The following is a 16191-nucleotide window of genomic DNA, read 5'->3' on the forward strand; positions in this document are numbered from 1 at the left end:
TTATCTCCTACTCGATTTTTTAGAATTTTCAATTTCTTCAGCTAATTGATTTAGGTATTCCCAACGCTCATATTTATGAGCTAATGTTTCTTCAACGACTGATTTTTCTGACATAATTTCTTGTAATTTAACGTAGTCAGTGGCGTATTGAACGAGTTGTTCATCTAATTGTGAGATTTTTTCTTCTAGCTCAGCAATTTCATCATCAATCGTTTCAAATTCTTTTTGCTCAGCAAAGGTAAATTTAATTTTTTTCTCAAGACGTGGCTTTGCTTTTAGTGTTTCTTTAACTTTAACTTCTTCTTGTGCAGCTTCTTGAGCTAAAGCGTTAGCTTCTTGAAAAACAAGGTAATCACTGTAGTTACCTGTATAAATAGTGATGTGCCCGTTTCCTTCATAGGCAAAGATTTTATTACAGATACGATCTAAGAAGTAACGGTCATGAGAAACGGTAATCACAATTCCGTTAAATTCGTCAAGATAGTCTTCTAAGCGGCGTAATGTATCGATGTCTAAGTCATTGGTTGGCTCATCTAGTAGTAAGACGTTTGGTGCATCCATTAAAATACGTAATAAGTATAAACGACGACGTTCTCCCCCTGATAAAGTACCAATTTGAGAATATTGTAGATGTCCGTCGAATAAGAAACGTTCACACATTTGTGAAGCCGTGATACGGGTTCCATCGGCTGTTTCAATATATTCACGTTTCTCTTTAATATAATCGATAGCTCTCATGGTTGGTTTCATTTCTTCACTTTCTTGAGCAAAGCAACCGATCTTAACTGTTTCTCCAATATCAATGGTTCCTGAATCAGGTTTAATTTTTCCGCGAATTAAATTGATTAATGTGGATTTTCCAATTCCATTTGGTCCAACAATTCCGATACGATCCGTTCTTGCTAGTGTGTAGTCAAGATCTTGAATGAGGCAACGGTCTCCATAAGATTTAGAGACGTGGTTAAACTCCATGATTTTACGACCAAGACGCGTGGAAGCAACTGAGATATCAAGATTTTCTTGGGTAGTTGGTTTTTCTTGATTTTTAAGTTCGTCAAATCGTTGCAAACGAGCTTTTTGTTTGGTTGAACGTGCTTGTGCCCCACGACGTACCCAAGCTAATTCTTTTCTTAATAAGTTTTGACGTTTATCTTCCATAGCTGCTTCTAATTGAAGACGTTCCATTTTCTTTTCAAGGAATAATGAATAGTTTCCATCGTAGCTATATAATTTTCCTTTATCTAATTCAATGATACGGTTTGTGACACGATCTAAGAAGTAACGGTCATGGGTAATCATTAAGAGTGACCCTTTACGTCCATTTAAGTAGTCTTCTAATTTAGTGATCGTTTCGTTATCTAAGTGGTTGGTAGGCTCATCTAAGATTAATAATTCACATGGTGTGATAAGAGCTGAAGCAAGAGCGACACGTTTACGTTGTCCCCCTGATAGTTCTTTCACCTTTTGTGAGAAATTCGTGATTCCAAGTTTAGTTAAAACAGATTTGGCCTCGCTTTCTAAATCCCATAAGTTTAAGCGGTCGATTTGATCTTGTAGCTTTAATAAACGTTCATTGATTTCGTCATTATATTCGTTTTGTAAGACATCAAGAATTTCTTGGTAGTCACGTAATAGCTTCATTTCAGGAGAATTTCCTTTGAAGACTTGCTCTAAAACGGTTGCTTCTTCATCAAAGTGTGGGTTTTGTGAGAGGTATTCTATGCGAACACGATTTCCTTTTGTAATTTTTCCTGTTTCAGGTGTTTCAACACCAGCAATAATTTTTAAAAGAGTTGATTTCCCTGTTCCGTTAACTCCGATAATTCCAATTTTTTCTCCTTCACTGATTCCAAATGAAATATCTTTGAGCAATGTTTTAACGGAGTAGCTTTTACTTATATTTTCAATTGTCATTAAATTCAACTTTATCACCACTACATTTCTAAAATTATAGAACTATTATACCGTGTTTTAAATTCAGAGCAAAGAAAAAACCCGATTTATCATGTAATCGGGTTAGAAATGAATTTCTTCTTTATCTGCATAAGGGAGTTCAATATGATAATAGAGCGTGATAAGTCGAATAAACAAAATTAATCCTAAGCATAAATACGAACTTAGCGTTATTCCTAGTATTGGATGAATAAACCAAAAACAGATTGCTCCTATTAAAGAAGCAACAGCATAAACTTCGCGTTTTAAAATGGTAGGAACTCGCTGAGCTAAGACGTCACGAATAACTCCACCACCTACTGCTGTAATGACAGAGACAAATAAGAAAGTCATAAAATTATAATTAGATTCAATGGCCTTCATTCCCGCTGCAATAGTAAATACGGCTAAACCGAGCGCATCTAAAATGATAAATGAATTTCTCCATTTTATTTGTCCACGAAATAAGATGACTAAATAGGTTGCAATTATGATCACTAATAAGTATTGATAGTTGGAAAAAAAGACGGGGATTCCAACATCAGTGACGACATCTCGAATGACACCACCTCCAATGGCAGTTACAGTTGCTAAAATTAAAATTCCGAATAGGTCCATTTTCTTTTCCATGGCACAAATAGCTCCGGATGCAGCAAATACAAATAAACCAATATACTCAAAGAGTGTAATTAAATCCATCCTTTCATCTCCTTTTATCGATCGAATTTTACAATGTTATGAGTATAGCAATCCTGTTGTTTTATGTCAATTATTCAAATGAAAAAATAGTTTACTTTTGAGAATGGGGAGTATCTTTATGATGTTTGCAGCATTTGGATGGGACAGGGTCATAGCCCATTTTTCCCCATGGGTGACAACGTAAAATTCGCTTAGCTGCTAGATAACCACCTTTAATAGCACCATGTGTTTCGATGGCCTCGATGGCATAATGAGAGCAGGTTGGGATAAAGCGACAGCTTGGAGCTGATTGTACAGAAATATATTTTTGATAAAAACGAATCATTTTAATCATTAGACGTTTCATATGAGAAAATGTCCTTTCTTGTAAATATAAAAATATATTAACAGAAGTGAAAACTTGTTTCAACCTCGTAGGTTTTTGCATAGGATATGTCGTACAAATTATTTTTATTTTATCCCACTAAAGAGATTTTGATGAGGTGATGTAGAGATGTGTGGAATTTTTGGAGTCGTTAATTATCAATTGAATGAGGTGAAGACACCTTATGATATGAGTTGCGTGCAAGCTGTTTTACATCGTGGACCGGATGAAGGTGGAACCTTTTATGATAAACATGTATTTTTAGGACACCGTCGTTTATCAGTCGTTGATATTGAGCAAGGAAAACAACCAATGGCGTTTCACCATTATACAATGGTATACAACGGTGAGCTATATAATACAGAGGAAATTCGTCAAGAGTTATTAGAGGCAGGTTATACATTTAAAGGTCATTCAGATACAGAAGTATTGTTGAAAGCGTATGTGTGTTTTGGAGAAAAAGTAGTTGAAAAATTAAATGGGATTTATGCATTTGCCGTATGGAATAGTAAAGAGCAAAGTCTGTATGTCGCGCGCGATCGTGCGGGGGTAAAACCTTTATATTATTGTTTATTACCAGACGGATTAATTTTTGCATCAGAGCAAAAACAGATTTTACAGTATACGCGCAAAAATGAAATAACATTAGAAGGATTTAAAGAACTATTAGGGGTTGGCCCTTCTCATACACCAGGTCATGGATTATATAAAGGGATTGAAGAGTTAAAACCAGGTTATTATATGAAAGTTTCGGCTGGTCATGTTGAATTGACTCAATACTGGGAGCTTGAAGCTAACGAGCATAAAGATGATTTTGAAACAACTGTTGCTAAAACGAGAGAAATTTTATTAGATGCGATTAAGCGTCAATTAGTATCTGATGTTCCATTGTGTACTTTTTTATCAGGAGGTATTGATTCATCTGCGATTACCGCGATTGCGGCAAGTCAAATGAAAAATCTTCATACGTTCTCTATTGATTATGAAGATAATTTAAAATATTTCAAAAAAACAGATTTTACGGTGTCACAAGATAGTGATTTTATTAAATTAATCTCGGATTTAAATCATACGAATCATCATTATTGCGTCATTAGTAATCAAGACTTGGCTGATGCTCTGACGGATGCTGTTCATTTTCGTGATATGCCGGGAATGGCAGATGTAGATTCGTCGCTTTATTGGTTTTGTAAAAAAATTAAAGAGGACTTTACGGTGAGTTTGTCAGGAGAATGTGCTGATGAAATCTTTGGTGGTTATCCTTGGTTTTATCGTGAGCCAATGAATGGAATGTTCCCATGGCTTCGAGATTTGGCTATCCGTAATACGTTATTAAAACCAGAGTGGCAAGAAAAATTAGATTTGGTTGGGTATGCAACAGAGAGATTTAATGAATCAGTAGCGATGGCGCCTATTTTAGAGGGGGATAGTGACTTAAATAATGAAAAACGCCAGTTAACTTATTTGAATACGAAATGGTTTATGACAACGCTTCTTGACCGAAAAGATCGAATGAGTATGGGAGCGAGTCTTGAGGTTCGTGTCCCATTTGCAGATCATCGTTTGATGGAATACTTATACAATATTCCATGGGAGATGAAATTTTATGGTGGAATGGAAAAAGGGGTGTTACGTAAAGCATTAGAAGGAGTGCTTCCTGATGAGGTGTTATATCGTAAAAAAAATCCATATCCAAAAACACATAACCCTCACTATACTGAATTAATCAAAACATTGTTAAGGGAGGCATTGAGTGATTCTGATTCAATTTTACATGAGATTTTTGATGAGCAAAAATTATGGGCACTTGCGAATACCAATGAGGAGATTATTACGCGTCCATGGTTTGGACAATTAATGACTCAACCTCAATTAATTGCTTATTTATATCAATTCCATGTTTGGTTTAAAGAGTATCATATGTCATTTGTTGAATAAGAGAAAAGTCGTTAGCAGTAGTGCTAGCGACTTTTTTTGCTAGAGGGGAGGGGGGAGAAGTGAAAGGCAGGAATAAAATTTTTTATTTGAAGCATACTATCAGAAAAGACTAAATTAAGGGGATTAGATTATGCGATGGATTGGTTATTTTTTGTTAGTACTCTCGGGGATTATCATTCTGTTATTATTCATTAGAATTAAAATAGAAATTTTTGTTCAAAATCAATATGGATGGATTGAACTAAGATATTTATGGTTTAAATATCGAGTCAATGTTGATGATGTCTTAAGTGAGTCGATGAAAGAAGAGGCAAGTCAACAAATTCATGAAGTTAAAAAGGTAGCAGAAGAGAAAGCTACAAAGACTGAAGTAAAGGAAGCCGTTAAAGTTAAGGTGAAATCTAAAGTGCTAACGGTTGAACAACCTGAAACAAAAGGACGAAAGGTTGAAAAAGTGACGCTTAAGAAAAAAGAAAAGGTTAAAGAGAAGAAGGTGAAGCAGAAATTAGATTTCAAGGAGATTAAGCAAATGATTCACCGAGGAAAGGTGATTTTAAAAGAGGCGAGAACCGTTCTTATCCGGCTAACCACAAAAATTAGAATTCAGAAATTAGACTCGGTTGTTGAGTTTAGTTTAGATGACGCGATGACAACCGGATGTCTACTTGGAGTGATTTGGGGCGTTCAAGCAAATATTTATCGGTTTATTGAACGTTATGTGAAAAAAATTGATTCGTATCACTTTGATGTGACAAGCAAGTTTAGTGGAAATTCAATTTTCCTAAATCTCTCATGTATACTCTCGTTTCGAATCGTTGATATTATAATTGTTCTTTTATTATCTTTTAAAGAATTGTTAACGATTAAACGAATGCTTAAGTTAGAGGAGGAATGATATCATGGCTGAACATCCAATTCATAATTTGATGAAAATCTCCATGGAAAATATTAAACAGATGGTGGACGTTGATACGATTGTTGGGAATCCAGTGAAAACTGAAAATGGAGAAACTATTATTCCAGTTTCAAAAGTGAGTTTTGGATTTGCAGCAGGTGGTAGTGAATTTGAAGCGGAACGTAAAACATCATCTAATGATCAACCCCCATTTGGAGGTGGAAGTGGAGGTGGAGTTTCCATTACACCAATTGCTTTCTTAGTCGTAAATCAATCAGGTGTCGAATTAAAGCATATTGAGGAACGTACCTCTTTATATGAACGATTATTAGATCAAGCACCTAAAGTCATTAATAGTATCATGAATGAATTTGATAAATCAGGAATTAAATCATCTCAAGGAATGGAAGGAAAAAATGAGTAAAACAGCCGTTTTACTCATTTTTTTGCTCTGTTAGACAAACGTGTTGAAATTCAATTAGGCATGATACGGTAAAGTGACAATAGATCAAATTAGAAAAATCGTTGTTAATAAGAATGTCTTTACCACCAAAAATATCTAATACAACTTTTTTTTAAAAAACATCTAGATGAATTAAGCGTATGCGCTGCCGAAGAAACTCATTGAGGTTTAAGTTTAAGCGCTTTTTCACAAACTCCAAAATAAGATAAACGTTATAACATTTTTTGGAGTAAAACAGTGACATTGGCTTTAAGTTGTAGTAAAATCAATGTGTATATCATGAAGAGGTGATTTTTAGTGCTTAGACCTGAAGTAATTGAACAACTATTTGATCTCGTAGATGAAACCTCGATGATCATTAGCTCAGAGCTTAAGATGAGTTATTTACATGCGATGTGTGAATCTTGTCAAAATATCATGTCGCAAGAGATTAACCAATCAATAAATGAAGAGTCAAAGAAAGCTTTGCAAACACATTATGCAACATTAGAGGGGTTAGAGTTTACGCAAGAGGAAATTAGAAAAGCGCTTCAATTAGCGATTTTGAAAGGACTAAAATCAGAACGTTTAACCAATGCGATTATGACACCAGATTCAATAGCTCTTATTTTGGGGTATTTAATCTCTAAGTTTGTTAAAAACTTTAATGAAGTTCGTCTAGGTGATTTAACAGTAGGAACTGGAAATTTATTAACGGCTGTTTTAAATCATTTAGGGACTGAACCACAGGAGATTTATGGAGTCGAAGTCAATCATGATTTATTAAAAATTGCATGTACACTTTCTGATATGCAAGAATATGCGGTTCAGTTTTATCAACAAAGCTCGTTAAAACCATTATTTATCGATCCGCTCGATTTAATTATAGGAGATTTACCTGAGGGAGACTTATCACAGGAAGAAATGAATGAATTAGGATTAACGTTAGCTGCTCAAGGGATCAACTATCTACCGTATTTATTAATTGAGAACCATTTAAATTATTTAAAACCAGGTGGGTATGCCTTTTACGTCATTCCAAATGATTTATTTAGTCAACCTCAGTCACATGCGTTTCATCAGTTACTGACATCAAAAGCAAATATTCAAGCTTTATTACAGTTACCGACAACTCTATTTAAACAAGATGAGCTTGGAAAAAGCTTATTTATTGTACAAAAAAATGGGGAACAGGTTAAACCAGTTAATGAAGTGTTAATTGCACAATTACCAAACTTCAATGATCCGCATCAATTTAATAAGATGCTAACTCGTATTGAAAATTGGATTAAACTTAACAAATAAAATGGAGGGTATGGTCATGACTAAAATTTTATCAGTCAATGCAGGAAGTTCATCATTAAAATTTCAATTATTAGAGATGCCAGCTCAAACAGTAATCACTAAAGGGTTAGTTGAGCGTATCGGATTTGAAGACGGAGTTTTCAATATCAAATTTGAAGATCAAAAAATTGAAAAAGTATTACCAATTAAAGATCATAGTGTAGCGGTTCAATTATTAGTAGAAGCTTTATTAGATTTAAAAATCGTTTCTAGCTACGATGAAATTAGTGGAGTTGGACATCGTGTGGTTCATGGTGGAGAGAAATTCGATCGCTCAGTAGTTGTGACACCAGAAGTGTTAGCAGAAATTGAAGCTTTATCAGAGTTAGCGCCACTTCATAACCCTGCAAATGCTTTAGGAATTAAAGCATTCATGAAAGAATTACCACATGCAGTTTCTGTAGCGGTATTCGATACAGCATTCCATCAAACAATGGAAAAAGATGCTTACTTATATCCAGTAAAATACGACTGGTATACAAAATATGGGGTACGTAAATATGGATTCCACGGAACTTCTCACCAGTATGTAGCAGAGCGTTGTGCTGAGTTATTAGAAAAACCATTAGCGGATACTAAAATTATCACAATTCACATTGGTAACGGTGGTTCTTTATCAGCAGTTAAAGGTGGACACTCAGTTGATACAACAATGGGATTCACTCCATTAGCAGGAATTATGATGGGAACTCGTTCAGGTGATATCGATCCAGCTGTTTTACCATTCGTTATGGAAAAAGAAAATTTAACAATTGATCAAGCGGTTAATGCGTTAAATAAAGAATCAGGGTTATATGGAGTATCTGGGGCTTCTTCAGATATGCGTGATATCTTAAAATTAGTAGCAGAAGGTGATGAGCGTGGAACAATCGCGTTTAATTTATATATTAAACGTATCTGCGATTACATTGGATCTTACTTCTTATACTTAGACGGTGTAGATGCTATTGTTTTCACTGCAGGTATTGGAGAAAATTCTATTCCAGTTCGTAAAGCAGTTGTTCAGCGTTTAGGTGCTTTAGGAATTCAATTAGATGAGCAAGCAAATAACGTAATGGGAGAAGAAGCGTTAATTTCAACGGCTGATTCAAAAATCAAAGTGTTTGCGATTCCAACAAATGAAGAGTTAATGATTGCAAAAGATACTTACGCATTTGTTAAGTAATTCATATAAATAACAAAAAGCGAGATTCTATAAAGAATCTCGCTTTTTTTGATAGCTAAGGGATTAAAACGTCAATTTATGTTTAGTTATGTTATAATTTAATCATGATAAACGGGTTAGAGGTGAAATTATGTTAAATGAAATTTGGAGCGAAATCGTCGCTTTTGATAAGATTATTATTCATCGTCACGTTAGTCCGGATCCAGATGCATTAGGATCTCAGTTAGGATTAGCGGCTTTGATTCATGAGAATTATCCAGAGAAATTTGTTAAAACTGTTGGTTTTACTGAGCCATCACTTGCATGGATGGGAGTTATGGATGAGGTGAAGGATGAAGAGTATGAGGGTGCATTGGTTTTTGTAATGGATACTGCCAATTCAGCTCGTATTGATGATGGACGTTTTAAGTTAGGTGCGAAACTTATCAAGCTAGATCATCATCCAGTGGTTGAAGACTATGCGGATCTTAATTATGTAAATACGAATGCAACAGCGACATCAGAAATTGTTGTCAGTTTATTTTTAGCTAATAAAGAACAATATGATTTGAAAATGTCCTTAGAAGCTGCACAACATTTGTATACAGGAATTATTGCAGATAGTGGACGTTTCTTATATGACAATACGACAACAGCCACTTTAGGAGCAGCAAGCTTTTTATATGATTGTGGAATTGATCGTAATAAAATTCATGAATTATTATATCGCCGTCCACTAAATATTGTTCAGGCCCAAGGATTTGTTTTAAGTCAATTTGAAGTGAGTGAAGCAGGTGTTGCTTATTTTAAGATGTCAAAGGATGTTCAAGATTCTTATGGATTAACGACTGGAACACGTTCGGCATTAGTAAATACATTAGCTAATATCGAAGGGATTCGAGTATGGGTATGCTTTTTTGAAAATGAAGATGGGCGTATTCGTGCCAATATTCGATCAAACGGGCCGATTATTAATGAGGTAGCCGCTCGATTTGAAGGTGGAGGTCATCCTAAAGCATCGGGTGCGATAGTCAAAGCATGGGATGATTGTCAAGCATTATTGGATGAACTAGAACAAGTGTGTCATACTTATGTTAAAGAATTAAACTAACGTTTTGATGTATAAAATCTTATGATTTTGGAAAGACTATTGACAATTGCCAATGGTCTTTTTCTATGTTAAAATCGATGCGAACAAATGTTTTTATTTTGAAGAAATGGTAGGGGTTCGAATGGGATTTACACATTTACAGGTACGGTCAGCCTATTCTTTATTAAATAGTTCTATCAAATTAGCTGATTATGTGAGTTTAGCCACTTTAAATCAATTCAAGTCATTGGCTTTAGTCGAAGAAGGGTCGATGCATAGTGCGATAAAGTTTTATATTGCATGTCAAAAAGCAGGGATTAAACCGATTATTGGGATGAGTTTGAAGATTAGAGGTGAAGGTTTTGAAGATGAGTGGACGTTATTAGCTAAAAATAGTAAAGGTTATGAAACTTTATTAAAGTTAGCTTCTTTGACAGCACTAGAAGATGGGGGAGCTGATGTTGAAGAGGTAATCGCACAATCATCAAACTTGATCGTTATTACGAGTGGCGAACGTGGTGTTTTAGTTTCTGCTATTGAGCAGCATCAAGAAGAACGTTTAAATAGATATTATCATCAGTATTTAAAGCGCCTTGAACATCTCTATATTGGACTTTTACGTGTTAATCATCTGACGTATGAAGTCTCTCGCCATCTGATTCATTGGTCTGAAAGGGTTGGACTAAAGACAGTGGCCTTAAACGATGTACGTTATATTAGGAAAGAAGATGCAAAAACTTTAACCTTTTTGAGAGCCATTAAGGAGAATCAATCGATTGGTCAAACTGACATTCAAGATGTGGAGCGATATTTTAAAACGGAAGAGGAGATGCGTGCTTTATTTGCTGATTGTCCGCAGGCCATTGATATGACAGAGGAGATTGTTGCTAGCTGTACAGTAAAGATTCCGTTACATCAGCAATTGTTACCGAAGTTTCCTACGCCTGAGGGAGCCTCTTCTGATAGTTATTTAGAGGCATTATGTTATAAAGGGTTGATGAAACGTTATGGTGATAACCTGTCACCTGTTCATAAAAATCGTTTGAGTTATGAGCTGTCTATCATTAAGGAAATGGGATTTGCTGATTATTTCTTGATTGTTTGGGATTTTATTAAGTATGCGAAGATGAATCAAATTTTTGTTGGCCCGGGTAGGGGGTCTGCTGCTGGATCGATTGTGTCTTACGTTTTAGGAATTACTAATGTCGATCCAATTAAATATAATCTTTTATTTGAACGATTTTTAAATCCTGAACGTATATCCATGCCAGATATTGACATAGATTTTCAAGATAATCGACGTGATGAAGTGATTCAATATGTACAGACTAAGTATGGTTCTAGATGTGTTGTTCAGATTGCGACATTTGGAACATTTCAATCACGTTCCGCTTGGCGTGATTTAGCGCGTATTCATGATGTTGAGACTCAGTTAATTAATAAAGTAGCGGGATATATTTATTCTGGCGTTACATTAAAGGATATTTATGAACAAAGTCGTGAGTTACGAGAGTTCTTTTCAAGTTATCCCAAGCTAGAAGTGATTTATCAAGAAGCAATGAAAATTGAGGGGTTACCTCGTCATACTTCAATTCACGCTGCAGGGGTCATTATTAGTGATCATGATTTAACGGATTATACAGCGATTATGGAAGGACCAACAGGAGTTTACGTGTCGCAATATGAAGCGGAGGATTTAGAAGCGATTGGTCTATTAAAGATGGATTTTTTAGGACTTAAAAATTTAAACATGCTTCAACAAATCATTACATTGATTAAGAAGAAGTCTGATCCAACGTTTGATTTAACGGCTATTGATTTTAATGATGCGAAGACTTACGAGATGATTGCGAAGGGGCAGACAACTGGGGTGTTTCAACTAGAGTCTGAGGGAATGCGTCAAGTTTTAAAGAAAGTTTGTCCAACGTCTTTAGAAGATATTGTGGCATGTAATGCTTTATTTAGACCGGGACCCATGGAGAGTATTCCTCTTTTTGCGGCCCGTAAACATCATGAACAGCCAGTGGATTATTATCACCCGAGTTTACAGGGTATCTTACATAACACTTATGGAATCATTGTTTATCAAGAACAGATTATGCAAATTGCCAATGTCGTTTCTGGCTATACATTAGGAGAAGCTGATGTTTTACGACGCGCAGTTTCGAAAAAGAAAAAGGATGTATTAGAGGAAGAAGAGCGAAAGTTTGTGGCTAAAGCAGTCGAACGAGGTTATCCAATTGAAATTGCCAGTCAACTATATGCTCTTATTTTAAAGTTTGCGAATTATGGATTTAATCGTAGTCATGCCGTAGCATATAGTATGATTGCTTATCAAATGGCATACTTAAAAGCACATTATCCCGCTTATTTTATGAGTGTTGCTTTAACGAATGTCATTGGAAGTGAGCGTCATACTTCACAGTATATTCGTGAAGCTAAGCAATTAAACTTATCTATCTTACCTCCTTCTGTGAATAAGAGTGGTTTGAGTTATCAGATTGAAGAAAATCAAATTCGATTTAGCTTGTTACCGATTAAGCATATTGGTTTGAATTTAGCGCGTCAATTAATTGAGGAACGTGAAGCGGGATTGTTTAAATCGGTATATGACTTTGTTGTTAGGACAAGACGATTTATGAATCAGCGAGCATATGAAGGATTAATTGATGTTGGAGCATTAGATGAGTTTGGATATAATAGAACAACACTACATCATAATTTAGGAGCTATCTTAGATTTTTCAAAGTATGATGGTGGGTTATTCGAGACTGATTTTGAAATTCAAGTTTTACACAAGGATTTATCAAAGCTAGAAATGATGAAGCGTGAGAAAGAATTATTAGGATTTTACTTAAATTCTCATCCGATTCATATGCTAGCAAAAGCTGCCCAGGAAAATGGCTGGTATTATCCAAGTGACATTATGAATATTAATCTATCACAAGCTACTTTTATCGGATTTGTAGAAAGATTTAGAGAAATTAGAGATAAAAAAGGAAAGTTGATGGCATTTATGGATATTACTGATGAACACATGTCATTAACTGTAACGGTTTTCTCAGATGTCTATACAAGTGAGTATAAAAGTCTTTTAGGAAAAGTGATAGCGGTTAACGGAAGAATTAATATGCGAAATAATGAAAAAAATCTCAATCTTAGCAAAATAATAGCGGTTTCATGACGAAAACCGATAGGAAAAAGATTTATAAATATTGAAATTATTGATATAATATGTGAGGAATAATCTTCATTAAATGGATGATGATCAAAATTCTAGTGTGAGGTGAACACTATGGTAAAAAGAATTGGTGTGCTTACTAGTGGTGGAGATGCACCTGGTATGAACGCAGCCATTCGTGCCGTTGTAAGAGCAGGTATTGCTAACAATATTGAAGTATTCGGTATTTACAATGGATATGCTGGTTTAGTTAAAGGCGATATTAAACCATTAACTAATAGTGATGTTGGTGGCATCATTAACCGCGGAGGTACATTCTTAGGTTCAGCACGTCTTCCTGAGTTCAAAAACATTGAAGTTCGTGAACTTGGTGTAGAGCAACTGAAAAAACATGGAATTGAAGCATTAGTTGTTATCGGTGGCGACGGTTCTTATATGGGAGCTAAAAAATTAACTGAGATGGGAATCAACTGTATCGCATTACCAGGTACAATTGATAACGACATCGTAAGTAGTGACTTTACAATTGGATTCGATACTGCTTTAAATACAGTTGTCGATGCAATTGATCGTTTACGTGATACATCAGCATCACATGCTCGTTGTAGTGTTGTTGAAATCATGGGACGTCACTGTGGTGACTTAACTGTTTGGGGAGCTATTGCTAGCGGTGCCGAAGAGTTAATCGTTCCTGAAAAAGGAATCAATATGGATGAAATTGTTGCTCAGATTGAAGAAGGTAAAAAACGTCAAAAGAAACATTTCATCGTTACTTTAGCTGAATTAATGACAGATGCTCATGAATTAGCTAAAGAAATCGAAAAACGCACTGGTGTTGAAACTCGTGCAACTGTTTTAGGACACACTCAACGTGGTGGTGCTCCAACAGCAGCTGACCGTGTTTTAGCAGGTCGTATGGGTGCTTATGCCGTAGATTTATTAATCGAAGGTCAAGGTGGACGTTGTGTGGGAATTCGTGATAACAAATTAACACATTACGATATTTTAGAAGCACTTGATTTACCACGTGTATTCGATGAAACATTATATAACTTAGCTAAACAATTATCTTAATTTGAATGAATTATTGAAGTAAGATTATTGAATATATTTTAAAAGGAGCGTACTAGGATATGAAACAAACTTTCAAAAACACAAAAATGATTTGTACAATTGGTCCTAAATCAGAATCAAAAGAAATGTTATCAAAATTAGTTGATGCAGGAATGAACTGTGTTCGTTGTAACTTCTCTCACGGTGATCATGCAGAGCAAAAAGCTCGTATGGATTTAATCCGTGAAATCAACAAAGAAAAAGGAACTCATGTTGCAGTATTATTAGATACTAAAGGACCTGAAATCCGTACTCACTTATTCGAAAATGGTGGAGTTGACTTAGTTGCTGGTCAAACTGTACGCGTTGCTATGAACGAAGTATTAGGAACAGCTGAAAAATTCTCTATCACTTACCCAGGATTAATCAACGACGTTAAAGTTGGTGGAACAATCTTAGTTGATGATGGATATGTTGAATTAACAGTTAACGAATTAGATCAAGCTAACCAAGAAATCGTATGTACAGTTAAAAACTCTGCATTCATTAAAGACCGTCGTGGAATCAACGTTCCAGGTGCTAAATTAAACATGCCATTCATTTCTGAAAAAGACCGTGCAGACATGATCTTCGGATGTGAAATGCAAGTTGATTACATCGCTGCATCATTCGTTCGTCGTGCAGAAGACGTATTAGCTATCCGTGAAATCTTCGCTGAGCAAGGAAACACTCATACTCAAATCATCGCTAAAATCGAAAACCAAGAAGGTGTTGACAACATGGATTCAATCCTTGAAGTTGTTGACGGAATCATGGTTGCTCGTGGAGATTTAGGGGTAGAAGTACCTGCTGAAGAAGTACCATTAATCCAAAAAGAAATCATTGCTAAATGTAATGCTGCAGGAAAAATCGTTGTAACTGCAACTCAAATGTTAGAGTCTATGCAAAAAAATCCACGTCCTACACGTGCCGAAGTATCTGACGTTGCTAACGCAATCTTCGACGGATCTGATGCAATCATGTTATCAGGAGAGTCTGCTGCAGGACAATATCCATTAGAAGCTGTTGAAACTATGGCTCGTATCGCTCGTCGTACAGAGCAAGCTTTAGATCACCAAGAAATCATCGCTCGCGCTATGGCTTCATCTACACGTAACGTATCTTCAGCTATGGGATTAGCTGTTGCTGATACTGTAGAAGATTTAGGAGCTCAAGCTGTTATCGCTTGTACACAATCAGGAGCTACTGCTCGTGCAATCTCTAAATACCGTCCATCTGCACCAGTTGTTGCTGCAACTTCTTGTGAAAAAACAGCTACATCTTTAGCATTATACTGGGGAGTTCAACCAGTTGTTGTTGCTGAAACATCAAACACTGATGAATTATTAGCTACAGCTGCTAAAGTTGCTGAAGACTTCGCTGGATTAGAAGCTGGAGAAATCGCAGTAGTTACTGCTGGATTACCTGCAGGTGAAGGAAACACTAACTTAATGAAAATTCACGAAGTTAAATAATTAACTTGTGATGATTAAAAGAGGGAATTTTCCCTCTTTTTTTTATAATGAGGTGAACAATGTTAGAGACAACATTATGTTATATCTTTAAAGATGAAAAAGTGTTAATGCTTTATCGTAATAAAAAGGAAAAAGATGTTCATGAAGGGAAATGGAATGGATTGGGTGGAAAAGTAGAGGCTAATGAAACAACACTTGAGTGTGTCATTCGTGAAGTTTTAGAAGAATCTGGGTTAAAGATTATTGAACCTAGTTTAATAGGTGCTTGTTATTATCCAAACTTTAATGGACTAGAAGAAATGATGTATGTTTATGTTGCGAAGCAATATGAAGGTAAAATTTCTGAGTGTGATGAAGGCGAACTGCATTGGATGATGAAGAATGAAATTATGAATTTAAATGTTTGGGAAAGTGACCGTTTGTTTCTTCCATACGTTCTAAATGAGGATTATTTTGTCGCGCAGTTTCAGTATGATGAGTTTGATTTTATTGGGGGAGAGTGTAAAGTAGTTACTCCTTTGATATTAGAAAAGTTTATTGAAAGCAAAAAAAGAACGGTGTGAAGCCGTTCTTTTATATGTGCGCCCGGCATGGG

Annotated in this window: 13 protein-coding genes; 10 read left to right on the forward strand and 3 right to left on the reverse strand. The window is 35.5% G+C overall.

The genetic code is table 11. From position 1 onward, the window contains the following. From NEH75_RS12250 to yidD, 3 genes are all read right to left on the reverse strand, one after another. Entirely contained in the window at positions 1 to 1914 is a 1914-nt protein-coding gene (locus tag NEH75_RS12250) for an ABC-F family ATP-binding cassette domain-containing protein (RefSeq protein ID WP_238581304.1), read from the reverse strand. A gap of 102 nt (positions 1915 to 2016) precedes the next feature. Next, a complete protein-coding gene (locus NEH75_RS12255; RefSeq protein WP_055243886.1) occupies positions 2017 to 2631 on the reverse strand; it encodes a trimeric intracellular cation channel family protein in 615 nt (204 codons plus the stop codon). A gap of 91 nt (positions 2632 to 2722) precedes the next feature. Beyond that, positions 2723 to 2977, reverse strand: a complete 255-nt coding sequence (gene yidD / locus NEH75_RS12260; RefSeq protein WP_055305745.1) for a membrane protein insertion efficiency factor YidD — start codon at positions 2975 to 2977, stop codon at positions 2723 to 2725. 147 nt (positions 2978 to 3124) lie between these two features. Between yidD and asnB the strand changes: the two genes are divergently transcribed. The 10 genes from asnB (at position 3125) to NEH75_RS12310 (ending at position 16159) form a co-directional block, all read left to right on the forward strand. Then, positions 3125 to 4933 (forward strand): asparagine synthase (glutamine-hydrolyzing), encoded by a 1809-nt coding sequence (gene asnB / locus NEH75_RS12265; protein WP_055305744.1) that lies wholly within the window; start codon positions 3125 to 3127, stop codon positions 4931 to 4933. Between the two features lie 130 nt (positions 4934 to 5063). Further along, entirely contained in the window at positions 5064 to 5828 is a 765-nt protein-coding gene (locus tag NEH75_RS12270) for a DUF2953 domain-containing protein (RefSeq protein WP_055305743.1), read from the forward strand. Positions 5829 to 5832: 4 nt separating this feature from the next. Next, positions 5833 to 6252: a GerW family sporulation protein gene (gene ytfJ, locus NEH75_RS12275; protein ID WP_055243870.1), complete on the forward strand. Its 420-nt coding sequence runs from the start codon at positions 5833 to 5835 to the stop codon at positions 6250 to 6252. Between the two features lie 336 nt (positions 6253 to 6588). Then, a complete protein-coding gene (locus NEH75_RS12280; protein ID WP_055243868.1) occupies positions 6589 to 7575 on the forward strand; it encodes a class I SAM-dependent methyltransferase in 987 nt (328 codons plus the stop codon). A 16-nt stretch (positions 7576 to 7591) separates the two neighbouring features. Beyond that, positions 7592 to 8779, forward strand: coding sequence for an acetate/propionate family kinase (locus NEH75_RS12285; RefSeq protein WP_055305748.1), 1188 nt, complete (start codon positions 7592 to 7594; stop codon positions 8777 to 8779). A gap of 130 nt (positions 8780 to 8909) precedes the next feature. Then, the gene (locus NEH75_RS12290; protein ID WP_055305742.1) at positions 8910 to 9869 is read left to right on the forward strand and encodes a DHH family phosphoesterase; all 960 of its coding nucleotides are present in this window, start codon (positions 8910 to 8912) and stop codon (positions 9867 to 9869) included. Positions 9870 to 9990: 121 nt separating this feature from the next. Continuing rightward, positions 9991 to 13032 (forward strand): DNA polymerase III subunit alpha, encoded by a 3042-nt coding sequence (gene dnaE, locus NEH75_RS12295; protein WP_055305741.1) that lies wholly within the window; start codon positions 9991 to 9993, stop codon positions 13030 to 13032. 111 nt (positions 13033 to 13143) lie between these two features. Then, positions 13144 to 14103, forward strand: a complete 960-nt coding sequence (pfkA, locus tag NEH75_RS12300) for a 6-phosphofructokinase (protein WP_055243861.1) — start codon at positions 13144 to 13146, stop codon at positions 14101 to 14103. A gap of 59 nt (positions 14104 to 14162) precedes the next feature. Further along, complete coding sequence (gene pyk, locus NEH75_RS12305) at positions 14163 to 15596, forward strand: pyruvate kinase (protein ID WP_055243859.1); 1434 nt, start codon at positions 14163 to 14165, stop codon at positions 15594 to 15596. A gap of 59 nt (positions 15597 to 15655) precedes the next feature. After that, positions 15656 to 16159 (forward strand): NUDIX hydrolase, encoded by a 504-nt coding sequence (locus NEH75_RS12310; RefSeq protein ID WP_055305740.1) that lies wholly within the window; start codon positions 15656 to 15658, stop codon positions 16157 to 16159. Positions 16160 to 16191 lie beyond the last annotated feature (32 nt).

This window comes from Turicibacter sp. T129 (genome assembly GCF_025594975.1).
Lineage (GTDB): Bacteria > Bacillota_I > Bacilli_A > MOL361 > Turicibacteraceae > Turicibacter > Turicibacter bilis.

Bases quoted from the DNA above. Each gene is read 5' to 3' on its own strand.
- NEH75_RS12250 (WP_238581304.1), bottom strand. From the start codon at position 1,914: ATGACAATTGAAAATATAAGTAAAAGCTACTCCGTTAAAACATTGCTC.
- NEH75_RS12255 (WP_055243886.1), bottom strand. From the start codon at position 2,631: ATGGATTTAATTACACTCTTTGAGTATATTGGTTTATTTGTATTTGCT.
- yidD (WP_055305745.1), bottom strand. From the start codon at position 2,977: ATGAAACGTCTAATGATTAAAATGATTCGTTTTTATCAAAAATATATT.
- asnB (WP_055305744.1), top strand. From the start codon at position 3,125: ATGTGTGGAATTTTTGGAGTCGTTAATTATCAATTGAATGAGGTGAAG.
- NEH75_RS12270 (WP_055305743.1), top strand. From the start codon at position 5,064: ATGCGATGGATTGGTTATTTTTTGTTAGTACTCTCGGGGATTATCATT.
- ytfJ (WP_055243870.1), top strand. From the start codon at position 5,833: ATGGCTGAACATCCAATTCATAATTTGATGAAAATCTCCATGGAAAAT.
- NEH75_RS12285 (WP_055305748.1), top strand. From the start codon at position 7,592: ATGACTAAAATTTTATCAGTCAATGCAGGAAGTTCATCATTAAAATTT.
- NEH75_RS12290 (WP_055305742.1), top strand. From the start codon at position 8,910: ATGTTAAATGAAATTTGGAGCGAAATCGTCGCTTTTGATAAGATTATT.
- dnaE (WP_055305741.1), top strand. From the start codon at position 9,991: ATGGGATTTACACATTTACAGGTACGGTCAGCCTATTCTTTATTAAAT.
- pfkA (WP_055243861.1), top strand. From the start codon at position 13,144: ATGGTAAAAAGAATTGGTGTGCTTACTAGTGGTGGAGATGCACCTGGT.
- pyk (WP_055243859.1), top strand. From the start codon at position 14,163: ATGAAACAAACTTTCAAAAACACAAAAATGATTTGTACAATTGGTCCT.
- NEH75_RS12310 (WP_055305740.1), top strand. From the start codon at position 15,656: ATGTTAGAGACAACATTATGTTATATCTTTAAAGATGAAAAAGTGTTA.